General features: G+C 43.6%; 27 protein-coding genes, 2 tRNA genes and 2 rRNA genes. 17 read left to right on the top strand and 14 right to left on the bottom strand.

Annotation, left to right across the window (positions count from 1 at the left end; all coding sequences use genetic code 11):
- The 4 genes from I2494_RS17385 to I2494_RS17370 all read left to right on the top strand — a co-directional run.
- Positions 1–103, top strand: a 23S ribosomal RNA gene (locus I2494_RS17385); the annotation flags it as partial.
- A 131-nt stretch (positions 104–234) separates the two neighbouring features.
- Positions 235–350: ribosomal RNA gene (gene rrf, locus I2494_RS17380) — 5S ribosomal RNA — on the top strand.
- A 194-nt stretch (positions 351–544) separates the two neighbouring features.
- Positions 545–621, top strand: a tRNA-Asp gene (locus I2494_RS17375).
- Between the two features lie 235 nt (positions 622–856).
- Positions 857–1645: an endonuclease/exonuclease/phosphatase family protein gene (locus I2494_RS17370; protein ID WP_218467945.1), complete on the top strand. Its 789-nt coding sequence runs from the start codon at positions 857–859 to the stop codon at positions 1643–1645.
- 23 nt (positions 1646–1668) lie between these two features.
- Here the strand turns inward: I2494_RS17370 and mltD are convergent, their stop codons facing one another.
- Positions 1669–3222, bottom strand: coding sequence for a murein transglycosylase D (gene mltD, locus I2494_RS17365; protein WP_218467946.1), 1554 nt, complete (start codon positions 3220–3222; stop codon positions 1669–1671).
- 74 nt (positions 3223–3296) lie between these two features.
- Positions 3297–4052: a hydroxyacylglutathione hydrolase gene (gloB, locus tag I2494_RS17360; protein WP_218467947.1), complete on the bottom strand. Its 756-nt coding sequence runs from the start codon at positions 4050–4052 to the stop codon at positions 3297–3299.
- A gap of 48 nt (positions 4053–4100) precedes the next feature.
- Between gloB and I2494_RS17355 the strand changes: the two genes are divergently transcribed.
- A complete protein-coding gene (locus I2494_RS17355) occupies positions 4101–4823 on the top strand; it encodes a class I SAM-dependent methyltransferase (protein WP_218467948.1) in 723 nt (240 codons plus the stop codon).
- Positions 4824–4826: 3 nt separating this feature from the next.
- Here I2494_RS17355 and rnhA read toward each other — a convergent pair whose 3' ends face one another.
- Positions 4827–5297 (bottom strand): ribonuclease HI, encoded by a 471-nt coding sequence (rnhA, locus tag I2494_RS17350; protein WP_218467949.1) that lies wholly within the window; start codon positions 5295–5297, stop codon positions 4827–4829.
- 57 nt (positions 5298–5354) lie between these two features.
- Between rnhA and dnaQ the strand changes: the two genes are divergently transcribed.
- The 5 genes from dnaQ (at position 5355) to I2494_RS17325 (ending at position 8545) form a co-directional block, all read left to right on the top strand.
- The gene (gene dnaQ, locus I2494_RS17345) at positions 5355–6110 is read left to right on the top strand and encodes a DNA polymerase III subunit epsilon (protein WP_218468087.1); all 756 of its coding nucleotides are present in this window, start codon (positions 5355–5357) and stop codon (positions 6108–6110) included.
- 115 nt (positions 6111–6225) lie between these two features.
- A tRNA-Asp gene (locus I2494_RS17340) sits at positions 6226–6302 on the top strand.
- A gap of 151 nt (positions 6303–6453) precedes the next feature.
- Positions 6454–7041: a hypothetical protein gene (locus I2494_RS17335; RefSeq protein ID WP_218467950.1), complete on the top strand. Its 588-nt coding sequence runs from the start codon at positions 6454–6456 to the stop codon at positions 7039–7041.
- A gap of 119 nt (positions 7042–7160) precedes the next feature.
- Positions 7161–7739 (top strand): D-sedoheptulose 7-phosphate isomerase, encoded by a 579-nt coding sequence (gene lpcA / locus I2494_RS17330; protein WP_218467951.1) that lies wholly within the window; start codon positions 7161–7163, stop codon positions 7737–7739.
- 38 nt (positions 7740–7777) lie between these two features.
- A complete protein-coding gene (locus I2494_RS17325) occupies positions 7778–8545 on the top strand; it encodes a class II glutamine amidotransferase (RefSeq protein ID WP_218467952.1) in 768 nt (255 codons plus the stop codon).
- Positions 8546–8551: 6 nt separating this feature from the next.
- Here I2494_RS17325 and I2494_RS17320 read toward each other — a convergent pair whose 3' ends face one another.
- Together I2494_RS17320 and I2494_RS17315 are read right to left on the bottom strand one after the other, a co-directional pair.
- Positions 8552–9298 (bottom strand): L,D-transpeptidase family protein, encoded by a 747-nt coding sequence (locus I2494_RS17320; protein ID WP_218467953.1) that lies wholly within the window; start codon positions 9296–9298, stop codon positions 8552–8554.
- A gap of 286 nt (positions 9299–9584) precedes the next feature.
- Positions 9585–10355, bottom strand: a complete 771-nt coding sequence (locus I2494_RS17315; protein WP_218467954.1) for a L,D-transpeptidase family protein — start codon at positions 10353–10355, stop codon at positions 9585–9587.
- A 198-nt stretch (positions 10356–10553) separates the two neighbouring features.
- Between I2494_RS17315 and I2494_RS17310 the strand changes: the two genes are divergently transcribed.
- Positions 10554–11555: an FAD:protein FMN transferase gene (locus I2494_RS17310; protein WP_218468088.1), complete on the top strand. Its 1002-nt coding sequence runs from the start codon at positions 10554–10556 to the stop codon at positions 11553–11555.
- Positions 11556–11633: 78 nt separating this feature from the next.
- On the top strand, positions 11634–12689 hold the full coding sequence (gene dinB, locus I2494_RS17305) for a DNA polymerase IV (protein WP_218467955.1): 1056 nt from the start codon (positions 11634–11636) through the stop codon (positions 12687–12689).
- A 103-nt stretch (positions 12690–12792) separates the two neighbouring features.
- On the opposite strand, the gene I2494_RS17300 is transcribed toward dinB, so the two are convergent.
- Complete coding sequence (locus I2494_RS17300) at positions 12793–14253, bottom strand: aminoacyl-histidine dipeptidase (RefSeq protein WP_218467956.1); 1461 nt, start codon at positions 14251–14253, stop codon at positions 12793–12795.
- A gap of 307 nt (positions 14254–14560) precedes the next feature.
- Here I2494_RS17300 and I2494_RS17295 point away from each other — a divergent pair, with 307 nt between their 5' ends.
- Both I2494_RS17295 and gpt read left to right on the top strand, forming a co-directional pair.
- Positions 14561–15061 carry a glutathione peroxidase gene (locus I2494_RS17295; protein WP_218467957.1) on the top strand — a complete coding sequence of 167 codons (501 nt, stop codon included), beginning with the start codon at positions 14561–14563 and terminating at the stop codon, positions 15059–15061.
- 153 nt (positions 15062–15214) lie between these two features.
- Positions 15215–15673: a xanthine phosphoribosyltransferase gene (gene gpt / locus I2494_RS17290; RefSeq protein ID WP_108901759.1), complete on the top strand. Its 459-nt coding sequence runs from the start codon at positions 15215–15217 to the stop codon at positions 15671–15673.
- A 62-nt stretch (positions 15674–15735) separates the two neighbouring features.
- Here the strand turns inward: gpt and rraA are convergent, their stop codons facing one another.
- Genes rraA through I2494_RS17250 form a run of 8 tightly spaced genes read right to left on the bottom strand, consistent with a single transcriptional unit; the run spans position 15736 to position 22306 of the window.
- Complete coding sequence (gene rraA / locus I2494_RS17285) at positions 15736–16224, bottom strand: ribonuclease E activity regulator RraA (RefSeq protein ID WP_218467958.1); 489 nt, start codon at positions 16222–16224, stop codon at positions 15736–15738.
- Between the two features lie 53 nt (positions 16225–16277).
- Positions 16278–16847, bottom strand: coding sequence for a Csu type fimbrial protein (locus I2494_RS17280; RefSeq protein ID WP_218467959.1), 570 nt, complete (start codon positions 16845–16847; stop codon positions 16278–16280).
- 16 nt (positions 16848–16863) lie between these two features.
- Positions 16864–17250, bottom strand: coding sequence for a spore coat protein U domain-containing protein (locus I2494_RS17275; RefSeq protein WP_218467960.1), 387 nt, complete (start codon positions 17248–17250; stop codon positions 16864–16866).
- Positions 17247–19787 carry a fimbria/pilus outer membrane usher protein gene (locus I2494_RS17270; RefSeq protein WP_218467961.1) on the bottom strand — a complete coding sequence of 847 codons (2541 nt, stop codon included), beginning with the start codon at positions 19785–19787 and terminating at the stop codon, positions 17247–17249. Before I2494_RS17270 ends, I2494_RS17275 begins: the two co-directional genes overlap by 4 nt.
- An 11-nt stretch (positions 19788–19798) precedes the next feature.
- Positions 19799–20593, bottom strand: a complete 795-nt coding sequence (locus I2494_RS17265; RefSeq protein ID WP_218467962.1) for a fimbrial biogenesis chaperone — start codon at positions 20591–20593, stop codon at positions 19799–19801.
- A 27-nt stretch (positions 20594–20620) separates the two neighbouring features.
- Complete coding sequence (locus I2494_RS17260) at positions 20621–21187, bottom strand: Csu type fimbrial protein (RefSeq protein WP_228350999.1); 567 nt, start codon at positions 21185–21187, stop codon at positions 20621–20623.
- 5 nt (positions 21188–21192) lie between these two features.
- Complete coding sequence (locus I2494_RS17255; RefSeq protein ID WP_218467963.1) at positions 21193–21720, bottom strand: Csu type fimbrial protein; 528 nt, start codon at positions 21718–21720, stop codon at positions 21193–21195.
- Positions 21721–21778: 58 nt separating this feature from the next.
- Positions 21779–22306, bottom strand: coding sequence for a Csu type fimbrial protein (locus tag I2494_RS17250; RefSeq protein WP_218467964.1), 528 nt, complete (start codon positions 22304–22306; stop codon positions 21779–21781).
- A 614-nt stretch (positions 22307–22920) separates the two neighbouring features.
- Between I2494_RS17250 and frsA the strand changes: the two genes are divergently transcribed.
- The 3 genes from frsA (at position 22921) to proB (ending at position 25844) form a co-directional block, all read left to right on the top strand.
- Positions 22921–24168, top strand: a complete 1248-nt coding sequence (frsA, locus tag I2494_RS17245) for an esterase FrsA (protein ID WP_218467965.1) — start codon at positions 22921–22923, stop codon at positions 24166–24168.
- A 54-nt stretch (positions 24169–24222) separates the two neighbouring features.
- Positions 24223–24627 carry a sigma factor-binding protein Crl gene (gene crl, locus I2494_RS17240; RefSeq protein WP_218467966.1) on the top strand — a complete coding sequence of 135 codons (405 nt, stop codon included), beginning with the start codon at positions 24223–24225 and terminating at the stop codon, positions 24625–24627.
- Between the two features lie 113 nt (positions 24628–24740).
- A complete protein-coding gene (gene proB / locus I2494_RS17235; protein ID WP_218467967.1) occupies positions 24741–25844 on the top strand; it encodes a glutamate 5-kinase in 1104 nt (367 codons plus the stop codon).

The following is a 25844-nucleotide window of genomic DNA, read 5'->3' as shown; positions in this document are numbered from 1 at the left end:
TCCACTGAAGGAACGTTAAAGACTATGACGTTGATAGGTCGGGTGTGTAAGCGTAGCGATACGTTGAGCTAACCGATACTAATGAACCGTGAGACTTAACCTTACAACACCGAAGGTGTTTTGACGGATTGAGAGAAAGAAGTCAGATTTCAGCGAATGTTCAGGATTGAAATGGATGGTTGTGTGGGATAGCGATATCGATATTGGTATACAACGGTTCATGTACAGAATATGCCTGGCGGCGATAGCGCGGTGGTCCCACCTGACCCCATGCCGAACTCAGAAGTGAAACGCCGTAGCGCCGATGGTAGTGTGGGGCTTCCCCATGCGAGAGTAGGGAACTGCCAGGCTTTAAATTTGATGTTAGCAGTGATAGTAGGGCAGTTCTCTACTCGAAAGAGAGTAGGACAAACTCGCGAAGCGGGTTTGAGCAACGCACAGCGTTGACCCGAAGGGGGAATGACGGAGTCATTCATAAACTGCCAGGCTTTAAATTAGTAACTATCAGAATCAGAATAAGTTCTGGTAGGGAAACAGAATCGGTGGAGCGGTAGTTCAGTTGGTTAGAATACCTGCCTGTCACGCAGGGGGTCGCGGGTTCGAGTCCCGTCCGTTCCGCCACTTAAATATAAAAAGGCCTGCTTATGCAGGCCTTTTTGCTATGGTTATTTATCCCCAATAAATTTATTTAGCGTGATATGATTAGCATCATGACTAATCTTTACGTTTTTATTCTCTGTTTACCATTGAGTTTCTGCCTCTTAATCCCTATAACAATCTAAAGCATCCGTTTTATTGAGATGTAAATTCGATTTTGTCACTGCAGGAACTGCATTTTTAACCATAGGCTTAAACTGTGCGAAAAAAGAATTTTGCGATGAGGTATTCAGCCGGCTCGCCTGCAGAACGTATTTTTCCAGGAATTATCGGTGAGCTAAGCCAAACCATAGCGCCATTACAGGCGTTGCCAACGAACGGTGCGCTAAGCGTTATGGTGTGGAATATCTTCAAGCAACAGCGGGCAAACTGGCTGAATGTGCTTAAAAAACATGGTCTGGAAAGTCAGTTGGTTTTATTACAAGAAGCGCAGACAACGCCAGAGTTAATCAATTTTGCTACTTCTAATTATTTAGCAGCAGATCAGGTACCTGCCATTGTTATGCCGCAGTACTCCTCAGGCGTTATGACGCTTGCTTCAGCTAACCCTATCTATTGTTGTCCATTGCGGGAAAGGGAACCTTTATTGCGTCTGTCCAAATCGGCTCTGGTAACAGTATATCCACTGGATGATGGACGACAATTGATGGTGGCTAATATTCACGCTGTTAATTTCAGTATTGGCGTTGATATTTACCAACAACAATTGAAACCTATAGGAGAACAGATCCTACAACATAAAGGTCCGGTAATATTAGCCGGTGACTTTAACGCCTGGAGTCGCCAGCGCCTGCATTCTCTGTATCGGTTCTCTACATTGACAGGATTACAAGAAGTGCGTTTTTCTCACGACTGGCGGAAGAAAGCATTTGGTCGTCCACTGGATTTTATCTTCTATCGGGGATTACAGGTGGAGGAGGCTTCGGTATTGGTAACGCAGGCATCGGATCATAATCCGCTTTTGGTAAGATTCCACGCTAACCCATAACAGGTTAGCGTGGAGAGGCGATATTAACGCTTATACAGTGTTAATGTACTGCCAGGCTGAAGTCGGCTAGCGGTTACTTTGCTATTCCACTTCAACACATCATTAATATTCACATTATGACGTTTAGCTATACTGGCTAACGAATCACCTTTGCGGATGCGATAGGTGATACTGCTGTTACTATTTTTGCTGATTTTAGCACTACTATTTTTAGCGCTGCCAGATCTGGTACTCGTAGCGTTACTGGCCAGTTGTAATGACTGACCTGGTTTCAGCTTGTTATTTTTACCCAGTTTATTCCAGCTCTGAATATCACTGGATTTAACGTTATGGCGTTTAGCAATGGAAGACAGGGTGTCTCCTGCTCGTACGGTATACTTAACCTTTGACGCAGATCTGCTATTGTTGCTTGCGATTTGCGTTTGCTGAGTAGCAATCTGGCTAATATACTCGCTGGAAATAGGTAAGGTAATTACCTGACCAGCGCTCACTTGAGCAGTCAGGTTGTTTGCCTGACGGATAGAATCTGCGGTAATACCGTAACGTCTCGCTAATACCTCAATGGTTTCACCATTAACGACTTTATGCTCACCCCAGTTAACCAGATTAATATCACCATTACTTAGTGACTCTTCAAGCTGTTTAGCATTAGAAGCAGGTAGCATAATGGCATGAGGGCCATCAGGTGAGGTGACATTGTGTTTGTAACCTGCGTTATATGTTTGCAGCTTAGTCAATGGCACGCCTGACATTTTAGCCGCCTGAGCCAATTCAATTTGCTGGCCAACTTCAACGCGGGTTAGGGCACGGTCTAAATTACTGCTTGGCAGCGACAGAGCATAGCGTTCGTTATGTTTAACCATATCACTCAGTGCAAGCAACTTAGGCACGTAGAGCTGGGTTTCACGAGGTAAATTCAGCGACCAATAGTCGGTAGGTAATCCTTTTGCCTCATTTTCCTTAATGGCACGCATGACCCGGCCTTCACCACAGTTATATGCAGCAATAGCCTGTAGCCAGTCACCTTCAAACATAATATTCAGACGTTCCAGCATATCCAGTGCAGCAGTAGTGGATTCTGCAACGTCACGACGTCCGTCATACCATTTATCTTGCTTCAGACCATAGTAACGACCAGTAGTCGGAATAAATTGCCATATACCAGCAGCACTTGCTGATGAAGTGGCATGGGGATTAAAAGCACTTTCTACAATAGGTAATAGCACCAGCTCCATCGGCAAATGACGTTCTTTAATTTGACTGATGATCCAGTACATATACGGTTCAGCCCGCAATGTTACATTTTGTAGATAGTTCTTATTATTGAGGTAATACTCTTTTTGTTCACGGATACGCTCGTTATCCGGAATACTCATTTCCAGCCCTTCACTGACGACTTGCCATAGCTCTCTTTCTGTTTGACCATCAGGGCCCATTAGCCAGTCGAGATCTCCTGCTACAGCGAGGCTATTGGCTGAAGGAGGATTCTGATTGCTTGCCGACTCGGAGACATCCTTATTGGATGCCTGACAACCGACAAGCAATACAGAAGCAAATAAGATCGCTTTTGCCTTCATGTATATCAATTATCATCGTTGATTAAAAGTCGACCGATAATACTTTGGCTGACCAAATAACTCAATCAAAAGCGTTAATAATTGTCTTTCATCTCTCTTAATCGCTTAAAAACTTGCCAAGGTTGTATAGTTGGATCATCCATGCCTAACTTTCTTTTTAAATCAAGTTGATGACATTTAAGAAATAGGTTGATTGTTCTTTCAGTTTTAAGCTCTGTTGGTACAGAAGGCTGGTCTTTTGACCTTATATCGACTATTTGTTTCAAATATGTTTCAATTTCGATATTTTCTGGTAATACGTAGTTTGCAAAACGTAGATTTGAGATTGTATATTCGTGAGCGCAGCACACTTTTGTGCTGTCAGGCAGAGCGGCTAATTTCTGTATCGATTGATACATCTGTTCTGGGGTTCCTTCAAAAATTCGCCCGCATCCAGCGGAAAAGAGTGTGTCGCCGCAAAACAGATAAGGGGCGCAATAGAATGCTATATGACCCGCAGTATGGCCAGGAACATCAATAACATCGAAGCAAATACCGTTAATATCGATATTATCGCCTTCGCTGACAATAAACTGTGCCCCTTTGCTCTGAGTTTCTTGTGGCCCATAAACTTTCAGCTCAGGGTACTGTCTAATTAACTCAGCGACACCGCCAGTATGGTCATTGTGATGATGAGTCAGAAGTATTGCAATGGGTGTTATTTGTCTTTGCTCTAACTGTTGGATAACCGGTAACGCTTCACCCGGGTCGACTATAATGCCTGTTTGTTCTTTGGTCGTTAACAACCAAATGTAATTGTCCTGGAAGGCGGGAATACTGATAAGATGCATAATGGTCCCCTGATGATTAAAGTCATATTATAAAAGAGATAATACTTCATGAGAGCTGCCCGAATAGAGAAGATTGTAACATCGCCAGCATCTTGGAATGAGTTATCTTATGGTAATAGTTATCGCCACGCTCTGGAACAACAGTTGGATCTCTGGTGGCCAAAATTATTTGGTCTTCATTTGTTGAAGTTGGGTAACCTTAGCGCTGAAATTGATACCAGCAAATGTCAAATTGCACACCATGTTAACGCTTCGGAGTCAGGTAATAATATTCAGGTATACGCCGATAGTCTGGATCTTCCGTTCTTAGATAAATCATTGGATGCTTGTCTGCTGGCGGATACTTTAGCCTATTCAGAAGATCCTCACCGTATTTTACGTGAGGTTGACAGAGTCTTAGTTGATGATGGTTGGCTGATTGTGAGCGGATTTAATCCTTTTAGTCTGGTTGGTGTAGGTAAACTGATTCCGCTGATAAGAAAAAAACATCCTTATACCAGCAGAATGTTTACCAGAATGCGAATGATCGACTGGCTGAGTCTGCTTAACTATGAAGTGCTATATCACGTAAGTTTTCAGAATATACCCTGGAATGGCCCTTGTGGCGGTTTTTTTAGTTCACATATTCCGGCTTTTGGCTGCCAGACTCTGATAGTTGCCCGTAAGCGAACGATTCCGTTAACCCTAAATCCGCTTTCTGCTTTTAAAAAGCGGTTCCGTGTCAGGTCCGGAGCTGTAGGGGCGACTAAAAACATGCATAATAGTGATTAACTATTATTTATTATCAGGAGTGTAGCCCTCATCGGTTAAAGTAGGGTGTTCTGCTGCGGCACGCGCCAGTTGGTCACAACGCTCGTTTTCTTCATGTCCTGCATGACCTTTAACCCAGTGCCATTCGACATTATGTCGAATAATAGCCTGATCGAGGCGTTGCCATAAGTCGACATTTTTGACTGGTTTTTTATCAGCGGTTTTCCAGCCACGTTTTTTCCAGTTATGGATCCAGCTCATGATCCCTTGTCGCACATACTGACTATCGGTACTGAGGGAAACCTGGCATGAGGTTGTCAGAGATTCTAACGCGGTAATTGCCGCTAACAGCTCCATACGATTATTAGTGGTAAGGAAATATCCGGCGCTGAGGGTTTTCTCATGCTGTTTATAGCGTAAAATAGCACCATAGCCTCCTGGTCCTGGATTTCCCAGACAAGAGCCATCGGTGAATATCTCTACCTGTTTAAGCATATCTGGTAGACTCATCATTAAAGTTTAAAACGGTAAGTCTGACACAAAATGGAATCAATAAGCACTGAAATTACACGACAGATTGTTCTTGATACCGAAACCACCGGTATGAACATGGTCGGTGTTCACTATGAAGGTCACCGAATTATTGAGATTGGTGCGGTTGAAGTGATCAATCGTCGTTTGACCGGTAGACATTTTCATGTGTACATCAAACCAGACCGTTTGGTGGATCCAGAAGCCTATGGCGTTCACGGTATCAGCGATGAATTTCTGGCAGATAAACCTACCTTTGCTGAAATTGCTGATGATTTCTTTAATTTTATCAATGGCGCAGAGCTGGTAATCCATAACGCATCGTTCGACGTTGGCTTTATGGACCATGAGTTCCGCATGTTGCGCAGCGATTATCCCAAAGTAGAGTCATTTTGCACGGTTACTGACTCACTGATGATGGCCCGTAAGATGTTTCCGGGTAAACGAAATAGCCTGGATGCTCTCTGTAGTCGTCTGGATATAGATAATAGTCGCAGAACGCTGCACGGCGCTTTACTGGATGCCGAGATACTGGCAGAAGTCTATCTGACTATGACCGGTGGGCAGACTTCGCTGTCATTCTCTTTGGAAGGTGAGAATCAGGCACAGACACGTGGTGCTGAAATTCAACGCATTGTACGAGCTGAAAGTGCACTAAAAGTGATTTATGCGAATGAAGCAGAAATTGAGGCTCATGAGTCTCGCTTAGATCTGATTAGTAAAAAAGGCGGCTGTTGCCTTTGGCGTCCCGCCGCGGATGGAGAGACGGTAAATTAATCATTTTTAAGCACTTCGTTGAATTAATGTGCAGTTGAATCTGTTTTAGCAAAAATTCATTGACTCCCGACACCGGGAACCTTACTATCACTCCGCTTTCTGATGAAAGCTATGTGGAGCGGTAGTTCAGTTGGTTAGAATACCTGCCTGTCACGCAGGGGGTCGCGGGTTCGAGTCCCGTCCGTTCCGCCACTAATTTCAATCCCTTGAGTTAAACACTCAGGGGATTTTTTTCGTCTGTAGTTTTTGTTTCTTACTACATTCTGTTTATACAGTAGTTTCTATTCCCCATCGTCTTCCTGTAAATTAAGCTGATAGCCTGCTGCCAGATTTGAAGGAATTTATGTGGTTCTTAAAGTTACTATTTAAAAAACGATTTGATGCTGAGTTTATTACCCGTTTTTTTCAGGCTTTGTCTGAACATATTCCTGATATTGAATTAGTCTGGAAAAAGGGGGGAAGCGAAGTGGCACAGAGTTCGGCCTCCTCTGTAGTTATCAAACGTGGGAAAAAGGTGCTCTATTCTCAGGGCGGCCGTTTTGGATGGATTGACCCATTTTCCGCCGGAGAGTACCGTCCGGTCTTAATGAAGATGGCTGAACAGTTTCAACTGGGACGGGAAAAACCAAACTATTGGTTGAGTTTTATCTGTATTGCAGCTTATCTGGTGGTTGTATCCGGAGCAATGGGCGCCGCTGAGGAATCGGTGAATCTATTTTATGTTGGCAGTGTTATTGTTGCACTGTTTACCAGCATATTGATGATATTCAGTTACCGTGTTGACTGGTCTCATAATCTTCGTAGCCTGTGTACCACGTTATGGATACTGGCAATGATTGCCGGAGCTTTCTCATCGGTTTTGCTATTGCCAATCATCTGGACTGAGAACCGCCAGCAATTAGCACGGATGTATAGCTTGAATCATTCCTGAATGAACACTAAATAGGCTAATTGAATGGAAGATAGCGCTTATTGCACTTCTCGCTGCAATTGCTATCCGTTACACTGATCGAAACTGATTCACTACACTTTATCTACAAAGAGGTTTTCATGTATCAGGAATTAATCCGCAGCGAACTGAATGAAGCGGCTCAGGTATTACAAAAGTTCCTCAGCGACGACGCGAATATTGAATCTGTACAGCGTGCAGCTTTATTGCTGGCCGATTCATTTAAAGCCGGTGGTAAGGTGCTTTCTTGTGGTAACGGTGGTTCTCATTGTGACGCTATGCATTTTGCAGAGGAGTTAACCGGGCGTTATCGTGAAAACCGTCCTGGATATCCTGCTATTGCTATTTCCGATCCCAGCCATATTTCCTGCGTTAGTAATGATTTTGGTTATGACTATGTATTTTCCCGTTATCTGGAAGCGGTTGGGCGTGAAGGAGACGTACTGTTTGGTTTATCTACCTCGGGTAATTCAGCCAATATATTAAGAGCCATTGATGCTGCTCGTGAAAAAGGCATGAAAGTTATCGTGTTGACGGGAAAAGATGGCGGCAAAATGGATGGTCTGGCAGACGTCGAGATTCGGGTTCCACATTTTGGCTATGCGGACCGTATTCAAGAAGTGCATATTAAAGTTATCCATATCCTGATGCTGTTAGTTGAAAAAGAGATGGCAAAATAGCTTACTCAGGTAAGAGTTTGTGTTGATGAGAGGTCGGTATGTGTGAATTACTTGGAATGAGTGCCAATGTGCCGACCGATATCTGTTTCAGCTTTACCGGGCTGATACAGCGTGGTGGTCGTACAGGCCCACATAAAGATGGCTGGGGTATTACCTTCTATGAAGGAAAAGGGTGTCGAACGTTTCGCGATCCGCAACCTAGCTATAACTCACCGATTGCTAAATTAGTGCAAGAGTACCCGATTAAGTCATGTGCGGTAATTTCCCATATTCGCCAGGCCAATCGGGGAGCGGTAGCGTTGGAAAATACCCATCCATTTACCCGCGAACTTTGGGGGCGCAATTGGACTTTTGCCCATAATGGTCAGTTGAAAGGTTATCGAAGCCTGAAAATGCCATTCTTCCAACCAATTGGTGAAACTGACAGTGAATATGCCTTCTGCTGGCTTCTACAGCAGCTTAAACAGCGTTATCCACGTCGTCCATCTAACTGGCCTGCAGTATTTCGTTTTATTGCCTCTTGTGCTGACCAATTAAGGAAGAAGGGCGTGTTTAACATGCTGCTTTCTGATGGTCATTATGTCATGGCTTATTGTTCAACCAATCTGTACTGGTTAACGCGGCGGGCACCTTTTGGTAAAGCAACATTATTAGATGAAGATGTGGAGATCGATTTTCAGCGTGAAACCACACCGAATGATATTGTTACTCTGATTGCGACTCAGCCATTAACCGGAAATGAACAGTGGCAAAAAATCCCTGAAGGAGAATTTGCCCTGTTTCATTTTGGTGAACGTATTATTTAATTGCTCTTAACGAGCTGCGAAAGGATTCGCAGGATTAGTTTTTGGCGGGTTGTTGGCTAATAACCCTTGCGGAGCAAGATTATAACGCCCATTGCTGACAATCATATTTGGCGGCTGATGAGTTTTTTCAAAAAAGTCATAACCCGCTTTTAACTGTTGCCAGAACTCATAATGTACAGAGTGACTGTAGCTATTCAATTTATCGTTAGTCATACGGAATGGGAAGATATTAACTTCCACCTGAGGTTGTCCGTTGATTAGTGCATATTCAATAAATTGATAAATCTCAGAAATCTGTTGGTTATTCATGGCATAGCAACCAGTAGATACACAGTCACCATGCACCATCAGATGCTTACCGGTAAATCCGTGCTCCTGATCGTATTGATTAGGATAACCAAGGTTGAATGATCGGTAGAATTTACTGTTTGGGTTCAGGCTTTGCATTGTTACCTGATAAAAGCCTTCAGGGCTTTTGAAGTCACCTTGATAGCGTTTAGGCCCAAGGTCGCCAGAATAGTTACAAATAGGGTAGGTTTGTACTAATTGATAAGCACCCTGATTTTTAACAAACAGCTCCAGAACTTTATCTTCTTTTATGATGCGAACATAGACTGGTAAGCCCAGTAACCGCTGTTTTTCTGGTTGCATAGTAGATTGTTGTTCAGTCAGCGGCTGAACGGACTGCGCATTTGAATAGAACGACACTGGCGACAGTAGCAATACGCTGAGCATGAATAGAGATTTGCTCATTTTTCTTCCCGTGGTTAAAAACATATATCCGTGGCTAATTAATATAATCTTGTTGTATTTATAGTCTATTTTCTGGCGAGTAGTGTAAGTCAGATAATAAAAAAAGAATAATTATTTTTATGGTGAATGAGCATTTTGTGTGATACCGCAAAATACGTATTTTTGTAAGGGTTGTCAGTACCGTAAATAATCTTGTAATAATATGATATTATTATAATTATTAGAAAAACTAAACGGTCAGAAAGGTAAGGTTTTATCTGACCGCTTATGCGTATTTTCCTGATATTTAGCGATAGCTAAATTTACCAATAAACTCCTCATTATTTTTAGGGATATTATTGGCATACATATGCTGAGTTTCTGGTAGAGCGGGGCCGGTCAGTGCATAACGACCATCCACAACAGAAATATTTGGGGGTTGATGAGTCGCTTCAAAATAGTCATAACCCGCTTTTAACTGTTGCCAGAAGTCCTGATACTCAGAACCCTGATGACGACGCATATTTTCGGTAGTCATACGGAACGGGAAAATATTAATACTCACCTGCTGTTGACCATTTTTCATTGCCGCTTCGACAAATTGATAAATTTCGGCAATCTGCTCGTCAGTCATGGCATAACAACCAGCTGAAACACAGGCACCATGTATCATGAGATAGTTGCCAGTAAAACCATGAGCTCTGTCATATTGGTTAGGGTAACCAATATTAAATGCACGGTAATATTTACTATTTGGATTCAAACTGTTGGCTGTTATTTGATAGAATCCTTCCGGACTTTTATAATCCCCCTGACGTTTTTTAGGGCCTAATCCTCCTGAATAGCTGCAGATTAAATAAGTCCTAATGTGTTGATAGCTATTTTTTGATTTAACAAATAGCTCAAGTTTATGTTCTTCCTTAATAATGCGTATATATACCGGAAGGCCTAATAGTCTTTGTTTTTCTGATGAAGCGATGGATTGCTTAGTTACCGGTATTACCTGCGATTCTGCTGTGGAATAAAAGGATACTGATGACAATAACAATACGCTGAGCAGAAATAAAAATTTGCTCATTTGTGTCCCTGTTGTTAATTATATAAACTTACCTGTTAATAAAATATAAACTGATGTTATTTTAACCAATTTATTTTCGGGTAGTGTAATAGGGATAAGACGGAATAAATAATATTTTTATATAACAATGTGTGACTTTTTGTTTTTAATAATATGTATATTGAGGTGGGTTTCTTGAATATTCTCTCTAATCTATTGATGCGATTATTGGTTTTTATAACGGTGTTTTATATTTCAGGATGTGAACCTCAACAGTCTGCTATTAATGGCAAAACGATGGGGACGTATTATTCAATAAAATATATTGAACACTCAAAGGCCCCCGAACGTGCTGAATTACAAAAACAAATCGATGTGCTATTAGAAAATGTCAATAATCAGATGTCCACCTATCGGCCACAATCTGAATTAAGCCGATTTAATCAATATCGTAATATTGATGAGGTTTTCCCTGTTTCAGCGGCAACGCTAAAGGTCATTAATGAAGCGGTTCGGATCAATCAACTCACTCAGGGCGCTTTGGATATTAGTGTTGGACCTTTGGTAAACCTTTGGGGGTTCGGCCCTGAAGAACACAAAGATCAGCTACCTTCAAATGTCGAGCTACAACAGCGCAAGGCTTGGGTAGGCATGGATAAGCTGAAAGTTGAAAATGATGGTTTGATCAAGCAGATCCCTGAGCTTTATCTCGATCTTTCTGCGATTGCGAAAGGCTATGGTGTGGATGTTGTGGCGGAATATTTGGAATCAGTGGGAATTAACAATTATCTGGTAGATATTGGCGGAGAGGTGAGAACCAAAGGGCGAAACGATCGCCAACAGCTCTGGCGTATTGCCATTGAGAAGCCAACAGCCGGCATTGAACAAAAGGTACAGGAAGTCATTGCTCCGGGTGATATGTCCGTTGCGACCTCTGGAAATTACCGCAATTACTTTGAAGTTAATGGTGTCCGCTATTCCCATACGATAGATCCACGAACTGGCTGGCCAGTTTCCAATGAGATAGTTTCTGTAACGGTACTAAGCCCGTCCTGTATGACCGCAGATGGATTTTCAACGGCTATTGGCGTATTGGGATTGGAAAAAGGCCTGGAACTGGCAAATCAGCAGCAATTGCCGGTGATGATTATAACCCAATCAGATTCGGGTTTTACTGAGCACTATTCTGAGACATTTAAGCAGAAAATAATAACTCCTTGATTCTCCAAAGCTCATTTTGCTTGAGGGTTAATGTTGTATTCTGTATATTTATACAGTGTTTTGTGGTGGGAGTATGACGTGCGTAAAATCATACATATTGATATGGATTGCTTTTATGCAGCCGTAGAAATGCGGGACGATCCTTCGCTGGTGAATATCCCTATGGCTGTTGGTGGCCGTAGAGAGCAGCGTGGAGTTATCAGCACGGCTAACTATATCGCCCGTCGCTATGGTGTTCATAGCGCTATGCCGGTTGCTCAGGCACTGAAGTTGTGTCCTCATCTTAAGGTTTTACCAGGACGCATGGAGGTATATAAAGATATTTCCAGACAAATTCAGCGTATATTTCAGCGTTATACTTCCATTATTGAACCCCTTTCACTGGATGAAGCCTATTTGGATGTTACGGATTGTCCAATGTTTAACGGTTCTGCCACTTTAATTGCTCAGGACATTCGAGCAGCAATTCATCAGGAGTTGAAACTGACAGCATCTGCCGGGGTGGCATCTATCAAGTTTTTGGCAAAAATAGCATCAGATATTAATAAACCTAACGGTCAGTTTGTGATTGCACCTGAGCGTATAGGGGAGTTCTTATCAACGTTGCCTTTAACCAAAATCTCTGGTGTAGGCGCTGTAACCGGGAAAAAGCTGGCGGATTTAGGTTTACATACCTGCAAAGATGTTCAGGATTTTGATTTAGCCACCTTACTCAATCGATTTGGTAAATTTGGTCGCATCTTGCATGAACGTTGTAATGGCATCGATCATCGGGAAGTGTGCAGCGATCGCCAGCGTAAATCTATTGGTGTAGAAACGACCTTATCGGAAGATATTCATGACTGGCAAAGTTGCCTGAGCGTTATCGAACGTCTGTATCCGGAGCTGGAACGTCGCTTAAGTAATGTCAGGCCAGATTTACGTATTGCCCGTCAGGGGGTAAAGCTGAAGTTTAATGATTTTCAGTTAACCACTCAGGAGCATGTCTGGCAAAGGTTGGACAGAAGCGATTTGCTGAATGTAGCTGAACAGGTGTGGCAGGAACGGCGTCAGAATCGGGGAGTCAGGCTGGTTGGTTTACATGTGACGTTGGTGGATCCCCAGATAGAAAAGCAGCTGGCGTTGTTTTCGTAATGTTCAGGTATGTAATGAAAACAGTCGAGCAGAGAAACTTTATTTCAATTCAGACAAAAAAATAACGGCGGAATATCCGCCGTTATTTTTACATCAAGATAAATTAATTGCGTTCAGGAATTGATTTCAATACCTGAGTCAGCAACTGCCAGTAGCGACCGACGCTGGCAATATGGACTTGCTCATCAGGTGAGTGTGCTCCAGTGATGGTTGGCCCAATAGAAACCATATCCATTTCAGGGTAAGGGCGTTTGAACAGCCCACACTCCAGACCGGCGTGGATCACCATAATATGAGGTGTGGTATCGAACAGCTTTTTATAGCTCTCGCGTACCAAATTCATAACCGGGGATGCAGGATCCGGTTGCCAGCCAGGGTAGCCGCCTTTCGCGTTAACTTCGGCACCGGCTAATTCACCCAGAGAGGTGAGTACTTCAACCACATACTCTTTACCGCTGTCGATTAATGAACGAATCAGATAGAGAACCTGCGCATGATCCTGTTCAGTGCTCACCACACCAACGTTCAGAGAGGTTTCAACCACCCCCTTAACAGAATCACTCATACGAACCACACCGTTAGGACTGGCGTTAATTAAATCAATCAGACGTGACTGGCTATCCAACGTCAGAGCCTGTAAACCACATTCAGTTGGCTCAACCAGCAATGCCATATTCTTTTCAACGGCAGCCAGCTCGTGGTTTAGCAGTGCCAGATAATCAGCACCGGCCTTTTTCAGCGCATCGGCATTAGCCGCAGGCAAGCTCAATACCACAGTGGCTTCTCGTGGAATAGCGTTACGCAGGGTACCGCCATTAAAAGAAAGCAGGCGAATTTGCAGCGCTTTGGCATGAGTTGCCAGAAAACGCGCCATCAGCTTGTTAGCATTACCTAAACCCAGATGAATATCGCCGCCGGAGTGGCCACCCTTTAACCCTTTTAATGAGAGTTTAAACAGTTGGTTACCTGCCGGTACCGCTTCACGCGTAAGTGGCAATCTTGTAATACAGTCCACACCACCGGCGCAGCCCATATAGATTTCACCTTCGGTTTCAGAGTCGGTGTTAATCAGGATTTCACTTTGTAGCCAGTTTGGTTGTAGGCCGAAAGCGCCATCCATGCCGGTCTCTTCAGTCATGGTTAACAGAACTTCAATCGGGCCATGGGTTAAGGTGTCATCGGATAAAACAGCCAGAGCGGATGCCATACCAATACCGTTATCGGCGCCCAGCGTAGTACCACGAGCTTTTAACCATTGGCCATCTACATAGGTTTGAATTGGATCTTTTTCGAAATCGTGCTCGGTGTCGTTATTTTTTTGTGGAACCATATCCAGGTGAGCCTGTAAAACGACAGACTTACGATTTTCCATACCTGATGTGGCAGGTTTACGGATCAGTATATTGCCGACAGCGTCGCGTTCAGCGTGGAGTTTTTTTTCTTTTGCCCAGTTAACAATGTATTGCGCTAAGGCTTCTTCATGTTTAGATGGATGAGGAATTGAGCAAATTTTTGCGAAGTGTTGCCATAGATGCTGTGGCGAAAGTTGAGCTAAATCAGACACGATAAGTCTCCTGTAACAATCTTCTGGTCAACGGCGAGGAATGCCGATGCTGTTATCAATAAGATTAGGGTAACAATAACATGGTTTTTATAATTTCTTCTGCAACAGAATAACATTGAAAGCATAGAATTTGGCGTATATATCGTGTTGTTTGCCTATATTTTACTCTTTTCTCACTGCGTACAGAGAACAGGGTAGAATATTAGCCGTTGTCAGACGGAAACTATAGTTGTTTGATTTCGGAGCCGTTGAAAGGGCATTTATTCACTATAATAGATTTTAAACAACTGACTCACTGGAGTGCCAAGTGTCGACTCAATTATTTTCTATTTCATTGATTAACATCCATGGTGAAACAAAAACCATGGGGGATTTTGCGACGAAAGCTATTCTGGTAGTAAATACCGCCAGTGAATGTGGGTTTACATCGCAATATGAAGAGTTGGAACAATTGTGGCAACGTTATAAATCTCAGGGGTTGATGGTGCTGGGTTTTCCCTGTAATCAGTTTGGTCAGCAAGAGAAGGGGAGCAATCAGGATATTGAGGCTTTTTGCCAGCTAAACTATGGTGTCAGTTTTCCCATGTTTGCCAAAATTGAAGTCAATGGCTCTGGCGCTCATCCTCTATTTAAATATCTGAAGTCACAGGCTCCGGGGTTGTTGGGGCATCAGGCGATTAAATGGAACTTCACCAAATTTTTGATTAGTGGTGAGGGAGGTAAGGTAGAACGCTTTGCTCCGATGACAAAACCACTGGCATTGGAAGATAAAATTGTTCGGATATTGGCGGCTTCTTCAACCGATTAAGTTGAGCAGAACAATCTGGGTTTGGAGCAATTAGTTTATTTTTCTCTGATATAACCGCTGGTTTTTATCGGCGCGTCTCTTTATAATCTGCTGCAACTTTTTTCCCCCTGATTATTATAGAAGCCATTATTTACTGGCTGGGATTCGATTTATATGAGCGAAAAATACGTCGTCACTTGGGATATGTTGCAGATTGAAGCCCGTAAGCTTGCTCGTCGCTTACTGCCGAAAGAACAATGGAAAGGTATCATTGCGGTGAGCCGTGGAGGTTTAGTACCTGCTGCGTTACTGGCTCGCGAATTAAGCATCCGTTATGTAGATACCGTTTGTATCTCCAGCTATGACCATGATAATCAGCGCGAAATGAAAATTTTGAAGCGTGCTGAAGGCGATGGTGAAGGCTTTATTGTGATCGATGATTTAGTGGATACCGGTAGTACCGCGAAAGCTATTCGCGATATGTATCCAAAAGCTCACTTTGTGACTATTTTTGCCAAACCGGCCGGCAAGCCGCTGGTGGATGATTATGTGGTTGATATCCCTCAGGATACCTGGATTGAGCAGCCGTGGGATATGGGCGTTGCATTTGTGAAGCCGATTGGCGATTGCTAATTATCAGATTCTAATACAAAGCCCGGTTAATACCGGGCTTTGTTGTTTTCAGATTACGTTCATCAGACGGGATTGAGAATGATAATGCCGTCGTCATCAGCATAGATATAATCACCTTCCTGGATTACCTGTCCAGCGAACTCGACGGGCTCTCCGATTGTTCCCTCAGACTTCCGGGCAGAGCGTAACGGGATTGCACCTAGTGCTTTAATGCCAATGGACATTTGAGCCAGTTCTGCTTTATCGCGGATATAGCCGTAGATAATCGCACCCTGCCAGCCGTTGTTAATTAAATTTGTTGCCAGATTATCTCCCAACAGTGCGCAGCGGGCGCTTCCTCCACCGTCAACCACCATAATTCTGCCGTTACCGGGGGTTAAACTTAAGCTTTTTACCAGTGAGTTATCTTCAAAACATTTTACTGTAGCTACGGGGCCGTGAAATTCGGTTTTTCCACCAAAGTCAGTGAACAGTGGTGCAAATACCCGAACGCGATCGCTACAGGCATCACACAGATCGGCTACTTTGGTGACGTTATGCTGGTTACCCATCTCTATTTTTCCTTGTATGAAAAACAATCATCGGAAACATAACTTATTGTGCCTTAATATTCCACGACAAACTGGACGGTATCACTATAACTACCAGCGGGCTGCGCTGGTTGGCTGGGGTTTATGATTGCCGAGTAAATCAGACTTTGACTCAATCCATTACCCGTACCGGACTGCATGGATAAATTGTTCCAAACAGTCGTATTATCAGGGTAATAGATATTGTATTGCAGGAAATCATTTCCCGAACTTTTCATCTGTCGCCAGGGTGCACTGTAGTTATCACCATTAGTGAAATAGGTTTTATAGGGGGTCTGAGCAGAGCAGGTGAGCGTTACTGTATTGTTTGCTTTTATCGGAAATTGATCGACAAAAGCGCTGCTGCCAAAATCAATATTGGTGGTAGTAATGATTTGACAATCTTTAGTCACAATCAGTTTTATTTGAATAGTGCTGGTGCCTTCGTCAGGAGGGGACAGGCTGACACAAGCGCCTAACAGGTTAGCCAGACACATTTTAGAATACCAGTAGATGGTCACGGTATCCGTATAGGTTCCAGCTGGAATATTTTGCAGTGGAGTGGTTTTAGTGTAAATCGTCGTCGACCCACCTAATCCAACCACCAGCAGATTAAGAATATTAAGGCCTCCAGCTTTTGATAAAAGGGTAACTGGTCGTGTTATCGGCGTATAGCATATAAGGAATTTTAGCGCCGGGAATCTGGGTGTTAACCAGATTCATATTATTGGTGGTGGTTTTCAAGGTTCCGGTTAATACACTACCGGATAACAGATCGATACTTAGCCCTGAGCAGGCAATACCACCAGGGCCGGAGGTGTTTAGCCCGCTGGCGCTATTAACGTTAAATGAGCTGGTGGTTCCAAGATCTTCTGCCGTAGGACTGGCGGTAATTCTACAGGTGGCAGCCTGTAGCGGAGATGCCATAAGCAAAATAAACAGGATGATCCCCGGAATCATATAATGGGTTAAGACTAACTGTGATGAATTGCCGTGTATGTTCTTCATGGCTTTCCTTTTTCTGAACACACCAGCGTATTTAGCGTAATGATCCCTGTGGGTTCTGGTGTTGGTAACGTAAAGTGAACGTAACATTGAGCACGGTTATCTGCTCGCTGAACCACTAAATTATTTTCTGCTGCAATATTTTCCAGATAAGAATCTCCATCCCAACCAACATAGCTCACGTTATCCTGACCGTTTAAATAGATGATGCTGCCTCTGGGAAGTGGCGTGCCGTTGCTATCTACCAACGTCAGGGTGGCCGGTAAGATCTTGCTGACAGGAAATTCAATAACGGTTCCGCTGCTTTGTTTGACCGAACGGTATTGCTCAACCATTGGAACTTTGACATCGGCGGGCAAACCTATTGGGTCAATTTCATATTTACCATGGGTATATGAGGTCACCGTTGGAATCAGTAAGTATCCGTTACTGTCAGTTTTTCCCAGAGGCTGGTTTTCATAGCGTACGGGAATATCCGGATAGCCAGTGGTCGAAATTAATGCAAAAGAATCACTAATAGTTCTGGAGGCATAAAGATTTTGTTTAATGGCAACCAATGAACCACTGACTTCTCCCCAATAAGTTTGTTGGTCACTGCCATAAATCCCCCCCTGAAGGCGCATTTTCCGTGCAGAAAGATCGAGACTGGCCTGCTTGTAATCCGTCTGGCCGGAAGGGCTTTTAGCATAAGAGACATTCCAACCCAACCCGCCATCGGTTGGGGCTACCCGGTTATAGTTAGCCTGATGTGTCCAGTTATTGTTTTCATCGCGGCTGGAACTGATTGAAGCACCACCCCAATCTCCTAATGGAATACTGATAATGACCTGTGCACTGTAGCCGGAAGCACCAATTTCACGATTAACCGAAGCATACAGACTGCTGTTATTAAACAACGGAGTACTGTAAGAGAGGTTTAACAGCCGGAAGCGATGGTTATCAGACTGGTGGACGTCAAAGTAGCCAATACCGATAGAGCCATATTGATCAAAAGAAGTATTAGCCGTAATTTGGTCAACCTGTTTGTCTAACCGATAACTACTTTTATAACTGGAAAGATCGCCATACTCATCATTGCGGATGACTCTTTGTGCATTAATACCAAAATAACGTTGAGTGTAAGAGTAACCGACAGATCTTTGATTACCATTGAGGTTGCGACTTTTAGACGCCATCGTATCAGATGATAACGTGGGGACATTGACTGCCTGAAACGCCTCTTTTTGCGCATGGCTTTGACTGTAGGAGCCACTTAAAATACCAAAGGAACCAAGTTTAATATTAGCCCCAACGCCTTCCACATCTAGCTGGCTGGCAGCTTCAGCCCGACCTTCGAGTGTTATCCAGTTTGTTAAGCCATAGCGTAGCGTGCCACTGGCCGCATTATTATCATAATCAAAGTTCTTTAAGCCGTAGTTATTACGGATCTTTCCTGCCGACAGGCTAAAATCGCTCAGTCCTTGTTGTAGCAGTTCACTGGAGACGTAAAACGATACGGAGGTATTAACCTGACGTCCCAGAGGATCGGTAATCACTACGTTAGCATTACCCGCTCCGTTAATGTAGGGCACGGTTTCAATGGTAAATGGCCCGGGATTCACATTGGAGCTGGAGTACTTGTAGCTATCGATGTAGACATCAACCGCGCTGGGAACAGCAGCCTGCCCTGCGAACTGAGGTAAAGGATAAGTAATTAAATCCGGGCGAGTCGAGAAGTTACGTCCAATCTGTAACCCTCCAAGACGGACGGAGGTACTCCAGGGAAGAGCATCGGTAATGATGTCGCCAACGCTGTATTTAAGCATGCGCTTTTCATCGTTGTAGTACCATTTGGTATCGTAACGAAGATAGCGATTGTTAGTACTGTTGTTAGTATCAGAGTTTAGATTTTGGTTATAGACGCCGTTATTCGATAAAACGCCGATAGCGCCTAATAAACGTTGTTCAGTATAGGCAGAGACAGCATCATTTTCTGTGTCACCGGAGTTATGGCTGGCATAGATATCATAGTTAAACAGTAAGCCAAGTGTACTTTCTGCAGGTTCAAAAGACTGATTTTTATAATCTTTTATTCTCTGCTCTGGCAGCCAGTCGGATGGAACAGTAACTAACAGCTGCTGAGTATTACTTTCGTAACTGGCTTGCACATCTTTGAGCGTATCAATTTCAACTTCTGGTACATCGGTAATTTTTAGCGGCAAATCAAGACGATTAAATGCTTCAGCGGAGATGTAGTAATGACCAGAACGATAAGTGACAGGTGTGACATCTTGTGTCTGACGACCATTAATGACAATTTCCAACATCAATGACATTTCGGGAAGCGCATCGGTATCAGAAATTGGGCGCGGTGGTGCGTCAGCTCTTTCTGATACTGGCACGTCGCTCTGAGCTTCCGGTGAGTCTGGCTGTGCTGCCATTAAGGACGATGAGAACAGCAAAATATTCAAAGATAATAATGTTTTGCTGAACCATTTGTTGGGCAACACGTCACACAGAGACACGTCGTAATCAATCGCTTTTATTGCGTTGGTAATCATCTTAACCGGCACTAGCGTTTAAGTAGTTGAACCGGGTCCGGATCGTTATTAATCAGCGCCTGTAGCTTGTCATAAGTTGAAGCACGGTTGCTTTTAGCCATAGGAAAGCGCATTACGGAGCCCGGCAGCACATAACCTACCAGTCCATCAACCAGCGTTGTTGCCTTGTTCCCGGACAGACTACTTAGTTTTGACAGGCGTGCATGAACTTTTCCATCATTTCTCACGCTAAGATAAGATTGTCCATTCAGATTGCTTATTTGATAGCTCAATTCAGGCTTGGTGGCTGTTTTTATGTCTCTGTTTTTATTGTAATCGGGATTAGTCCATATCCCCTGACCGCTGACAAACAGCGGAATGGAGTAACGCATCTGGAATTTCACACCGATACTGACACTCTGGCTATCCTCTGGCTCATTATCTTTTTTTGCCCTTGGTGTTTCATCCACCAAAATACGGTAGGCTTTTTCTTGATTGGCCGGAATTTTGATATTTTTTACCAGTCGGACTAACTGGCGCTTTCCTGGTTCAATAAGGACAAAAGGTGGGCTAACAGAAATATCCGATTGCCGCTGATATTGATTTTCGCCAGAGTTTTGTTGCCATTCCAGTACCCGAATTTGCATATAGGCTGGTTTGCTATCCTGATTCTCCAGCCAGATAGCGGTAGCATTTTGCTCATCTTCGATAACCGGATCGATTGGCCAGATGAGAATAGAACCGGCATAAGCTAAGGATTGAAGATAAAAACAGAAAAACAACAGGGCAGAGGTAATCAATAAAATGGGTCGTTTTATAAGTGTCATAGGTCTTTCATCCGTAAACATAATAGTTTAATAACTAACGGTAATTAATACGGTATCGCTGTATTGCCCGACAGCAGGCAGTGAAGCTGAGGAAAACAGACGAGCATAAATATCGATCTTTTGTACGCTACCATCGCTCATAACGGTCAGAGTTTGGCCACCATTGCTGCCATTTCCCCAGATGGTGGCGCGATTACTGTCCTGATAAAGCTGATATTTCAGGGTGCTGGTGCCTGTGGCTAGTTTCATGAGTCGACCAGTACTAATGGTTCCACCACTGTTTAATCCACTATCGATACCTAAAGTGACATTAGTTTTGGGTGTGCATCTCACCATGATTGATCCGGCATTTTGTGTCGATGTCACATCGATATTATTGAACAGTGAGGAGATGTTGTTACCAAAGTTGATGCTACCAAAACTGGTCGCATCACTGCCGGCGGAGCCAAGAATACAACCGGCGGTAATGGTGGCATTGATTTTGACATCTTTAGTTCGGGAGTCTGCATAAACGGCAGAGATCATGGCGAGGCAGGTTAGAACCAGACCCGGAGTAGAAATAGCAATCATAAAAGCAGAAGTAGTGATTCTCATTTCTTTTACCAGCTCACCGTAACTTGTACCGTATCAATGTAGCTATCGGCTACAGGAGTGGATTGTGCCGGAATATAGCCATAGACATTGACCCATTCCTGTAAGCCATTGGCAGTTTTAGTAATACCTTGGGTATCGTCCCAGATAGCGGTGTAATTAGCATCGCTGTAGAGGTTATAATTCACCCGCTGGCCAGAGTGACTGCCGGTCATATAGCGCTGTGCTACGTTGCTACTTTTTCCTGCTCCCAACACGATCTGATAATTTACGCCGGGTGCACACTGCACCAGAATGGCTCCGGCATTGCTTTGTCCAATCAGTTTAATTTCTCGACTTAATGTACTGTGAGTACCAAAATTCATTACACCAAAGGTAGTGGTTCCCCCGGCGGTAGAACCAGCACTGCAGGCGGGAATGACGTTGGCAGTGATGGAAACCGTTGCCGATTTTACCGTTACTGCCAACACCGATGACGGGGTAATAATATTGATTACCAATAAGATGCATTGACAGGTTTTACACCAAAGATGCATTGTTACCCCTGATACTCGTTACGAACATATGCCTAATGTTGGAAATGCTTAACCGGAATTACCAGTCCACAGTAACCAGAACGGTATCTGAATAGATTCCGGCTGATGGTGTGGTTTGTGGCGGCACCAAACCATAAACGGTCAGGTCATCAGGTGCACCGGTTGAAGTTCTGCTTAGCAGTGTTGTATCTTCCCAAAGAACGGCGCGCAGGGAATCCTGATAGAGGTTGTAATTTACAAATTCGCTGCCCTGTGCCAGGCGACGTTGTGTACCTTGTGGATGCTCACCACTGTCCAGAGTAACGGTATAGGGTAGGGTATTTGTACATTGAACTTTGATAGTGCCACTGCTGGTACTGGCCGATTGTGCGGTAATATCATTGGCTAATGTTGAATGACTACCAAAGTCCAGCGTTCCCAGGCCTGCTGGTGAGCCCTGGACACTATTACCGTTGATTGCACAACCATTGGTGATGGTTAGTTGCACACCCAATGTGCCGCTTACCTGTCCATTGCCAGCAGCAAAGACAGTGGCCGAACTTATTAGTGATGTTATGCAGGTTAATGCAAGGAAAACTTTCTTCATGTCTTTGCTCCCAAGATGGCTAAAGCACATTAAAATGGTGTTCGGTTCCCCACCTCAGTAAAAATAGAGGTGTTGTGATTTGTATATTGAATCTGATGGATTATTTCTGTTCAGATAATTATGCATATAGTAATGATTTTAAAATGTTCAATAAACATAATGAGATTTTTTGGGTTATTACTATCTATCGATATTTTTCTATTATCTCTTAATGGTTTTCTTCGTCGTTTTAATTATTTTTTCTTTTATTTCAAATTATTACTTTTTCACTGTAATTTATGTGGGATATTAATTTCAATAATGTGAAACTCATTTTATTAACTAATTTTAATCTCACCGTCAAATTTTTAAATATTGAGACATTAGTATTTTTTATTAACGATAATAAATATAAATAGTAATTAAAATATAACTTATATATACAACCCGTCGAATGGGAATATTTTGATGGAGAGATAATAGTTAATTATTCTATTACTTGTATTGTTAATGGAAAGTAAGACTGTGTAATTATCCAGTTGTTGACTTCATCTGCTACCATTTATTGGGTACACTGATGAAATCATGTTATTCGGGCTGAGTGATAAGCCTGTACCGGAGATCGTTGCACCATCATGCCAAAAGCTAATCTTTCAGAAGTGCTGTTTAAACCCTCTTTTAAACACCCGGAAACTTCAACGCTGGTTAAACGTATAGAACAAACCAATGCCAGTATTCAATCGTCGCTGGAAGGCGAAACCCAATCCAACTGGTACCGTATGATTAATAAAACCATATGGTCCTGGCGTGGTGTTGATCCGATAGAAGCGGAAGAAGTTCTGGCGCGCATTGCCGCCTCTCCTAATGAACGCACGGATGAAGGTCTGTTAGATACGGTAGTAGGTTATCGCGGGGGTAACTGGATTTACGAATGGGCAAAAGAGGGGATGGTTTGGCAGAAAAAAGCGTTAGATCTGGCCTGTAAAGACCCAATGACAGCGGGAAACTATTGGTTGAAAGCCTCCCATTTTTACAGCATTGCCAGCTATCCTCACCTGCGGGGCGATCAATTGGCGGAGCAGGCAGAGTTATTAGCTGACAGAGCCTACAAAGAAGCTGCAAACTATCTGCCTTTTGAGTTGAAATCTATTGATTTTAAAGTCGAAGGTGGCAATTTGACCGGCTTTTTGCATATTCCATCAGTGGGAGAAGGGCCGCATCCTACCGTTCTATTATGTGGAGGGTTAGATAATCTACAGAGTGACTATTATCCTCTGTTTGTGAATTATCTGGCGCCAAAAGGCATAGCAATGTTGTGTGTTGATTTGCCTTCTCTTGGTTTTTCGTCTCGCTGGACTTTAACCGAAGATACCAGTCTGCTTCATCGACAGGTTCTTAATCAATTGGATCAGGTGCCATGGATTGATCATCAGCGTGTTGTGGCGTTAGGAACACGTTTTGGGGCTAACGTAGCCGTTCGTCTGGGGTATCTGGAGTCACGCCGCCTGCGTGGCGTTGCCTGTCTGGGGCCGATTGTTCACGATTTGTTTGTGAATAAAGAAACCCAGCTTAAGACGCCAATTGTCTATCGGGACATGATTGCCAGCCGCCTGAAAATGGATTCAACCACTGATAATCTATTACATACCGAGCTAAGTCGTTATTCGCTGAAAACCCAGGGGCTGTTGGGGCGACGCTGTCCGATCCCTATGTGTTCAGTCAGTTTTGAGAAGGACGTTTTCAGTCCATTATCAGAATCAAAGCTGATAGTTTCTTCTACCAGTGATGGAAAATTAATTACAGTTGCTTCGACTCCACTACTCAATAATTTAAATAGCGGATTGGAACAATTAAGCGAGTGGATTAATCAAAAGTTATGCTAATATCCCCGACGGCTGTTAACTAGTTGTTAAATTATAATTTACTGGGGCTACATCATGCTATTAGCAAATGGTCATTCAAGAAACAAGCTGATTAAAGAATTTATCACTCTGGGACCGTATATCAGGGAGTCTCAATGTAAAGGGAATCACTATTTTTTTGATTGTCTGGCTGTCTGCGTTAGCAGCAAGCCAGCCCCGGAAAAAAGAGAGTTTTGGGGATGGTGGATGGATATCGAAGCTGATGAACAGGGCTTCACTTACAGTTGCCAGATCGGACTGTTTGATAAAGTGGGTGAGTGGCAGGTAAAAACCATTAAGGATGCGGCTATTCAACAGGAAGTTGAGCAAAATTTGCAATCCTTTCAGCAAAAACTTCAGGATTATCTGACTTCAATTAAGCTCAGTTTCCGACCAGCCCATACTGAAGCGGCAAAAAGTCCGGATAAACTTTCAGTCTGATCAATTTTTTCTCCAAATCTCGCCTATTTCGCGTTATGCCTGTTGGCATAACGCGTCACACCTGATAAAAAGGTCTTCTTGCATCCTTTCTTGATATTCAACGGCAGAACATTATGAATAGCAGCCAAACGCTGGTGGTTAAACTGGGAACCAGCGTACTTACAGGCGGGTCACTGCGTTTAAACCGTGCCCATATTGTTGAGTTAGTGCGTCAGTGCGCGCAACAGCATGCACTTGGTCATCGTATTATTATTGTGACGTCTGGTGCGATTGCCGCCGGACGCGAACATCTTGGTTATCCCGAATTGCCTGCGACTATTGCTTCTAAGCAATTACTGGCAGCCGTAGGGCAGAGTCGGTTGATTCAGCTTTGGGAACAACTGTTCTCAATTTATGGCATCAATATTGGCCAAATGCTGCTAACTCGTGCTGATTTAGAAGATCGTGAACGCTTTTTAAATGCGCGCGACATGATGCAGGCACTGCTGGATAACCAAATTGTTCCGGTGATTAATGAAAATGATGCGGTAGCGACGGCGGAGATTAAAGTTGGTGACAATGATAACCTTTCCGCACTGGCTGCAATTCTTGGTGGAGCCGATAAATTATTGCTGTTAACCGATCAGTCAGGGTTGTTCACTGCCGATCCGCGTCATAACCCGGATGCGGAATTAATTCGTGAAGTTCACAGTATTGATAGTGCGTTACGGGCTATTGCCGGTGACAGCATTTCCGGGTTGGGAACCGGCGGTATGGCAACGAAATTGCAGGCTGCTGATGTTGCTGGCAGAGCGGGAATTGAAGTTGTGATTGCTGCGGGCAGCAAGTCGGGAGTGATTGGCGATGTAATTAATGATATTTCCGTCGGCACGCGTTTCCACGCTCAAACATCTCCCCTTGAAAACCGTAAACGCTGGATTTTTGGTGCGCCACCGGCGGGCGAAATTACTATTGATGATGGCGCTGCTCAGGCCATGTTGGAACGGGGAAGCTCTTTACTGCCTAAAGGGATTAAGCAGGTAAAAGGCGACTTTTCTCGTGGCGAGGTTATTCGTATTCGCGATCTGTCCGGGCGTGATTTGGCCCACGGCGTTGCGCGTTATAACAGTGACGCATTACGTATGATTGCAGGGCACCATTCTCAGAAAATTGATGAAATATTGGGTTATGAGTATGGTTCAGTCGCTGTTCATCGCGACGACATGATCATTAACTAG

Source organism: Limnobaculum allomyrinae (assembly GCF_016649425.1).
GTDB lineage: Bacteria > Pseudomonadota > Gammaproteobacteria > Enterobacterales > Enterobacteriaceae > Limnobaculum > Limnobaculum allomyrinae.
Note: the sequence above shows the minus strand (reverse complement) of the source record. Positions and strands in the feature narration are given on the sequence as shown.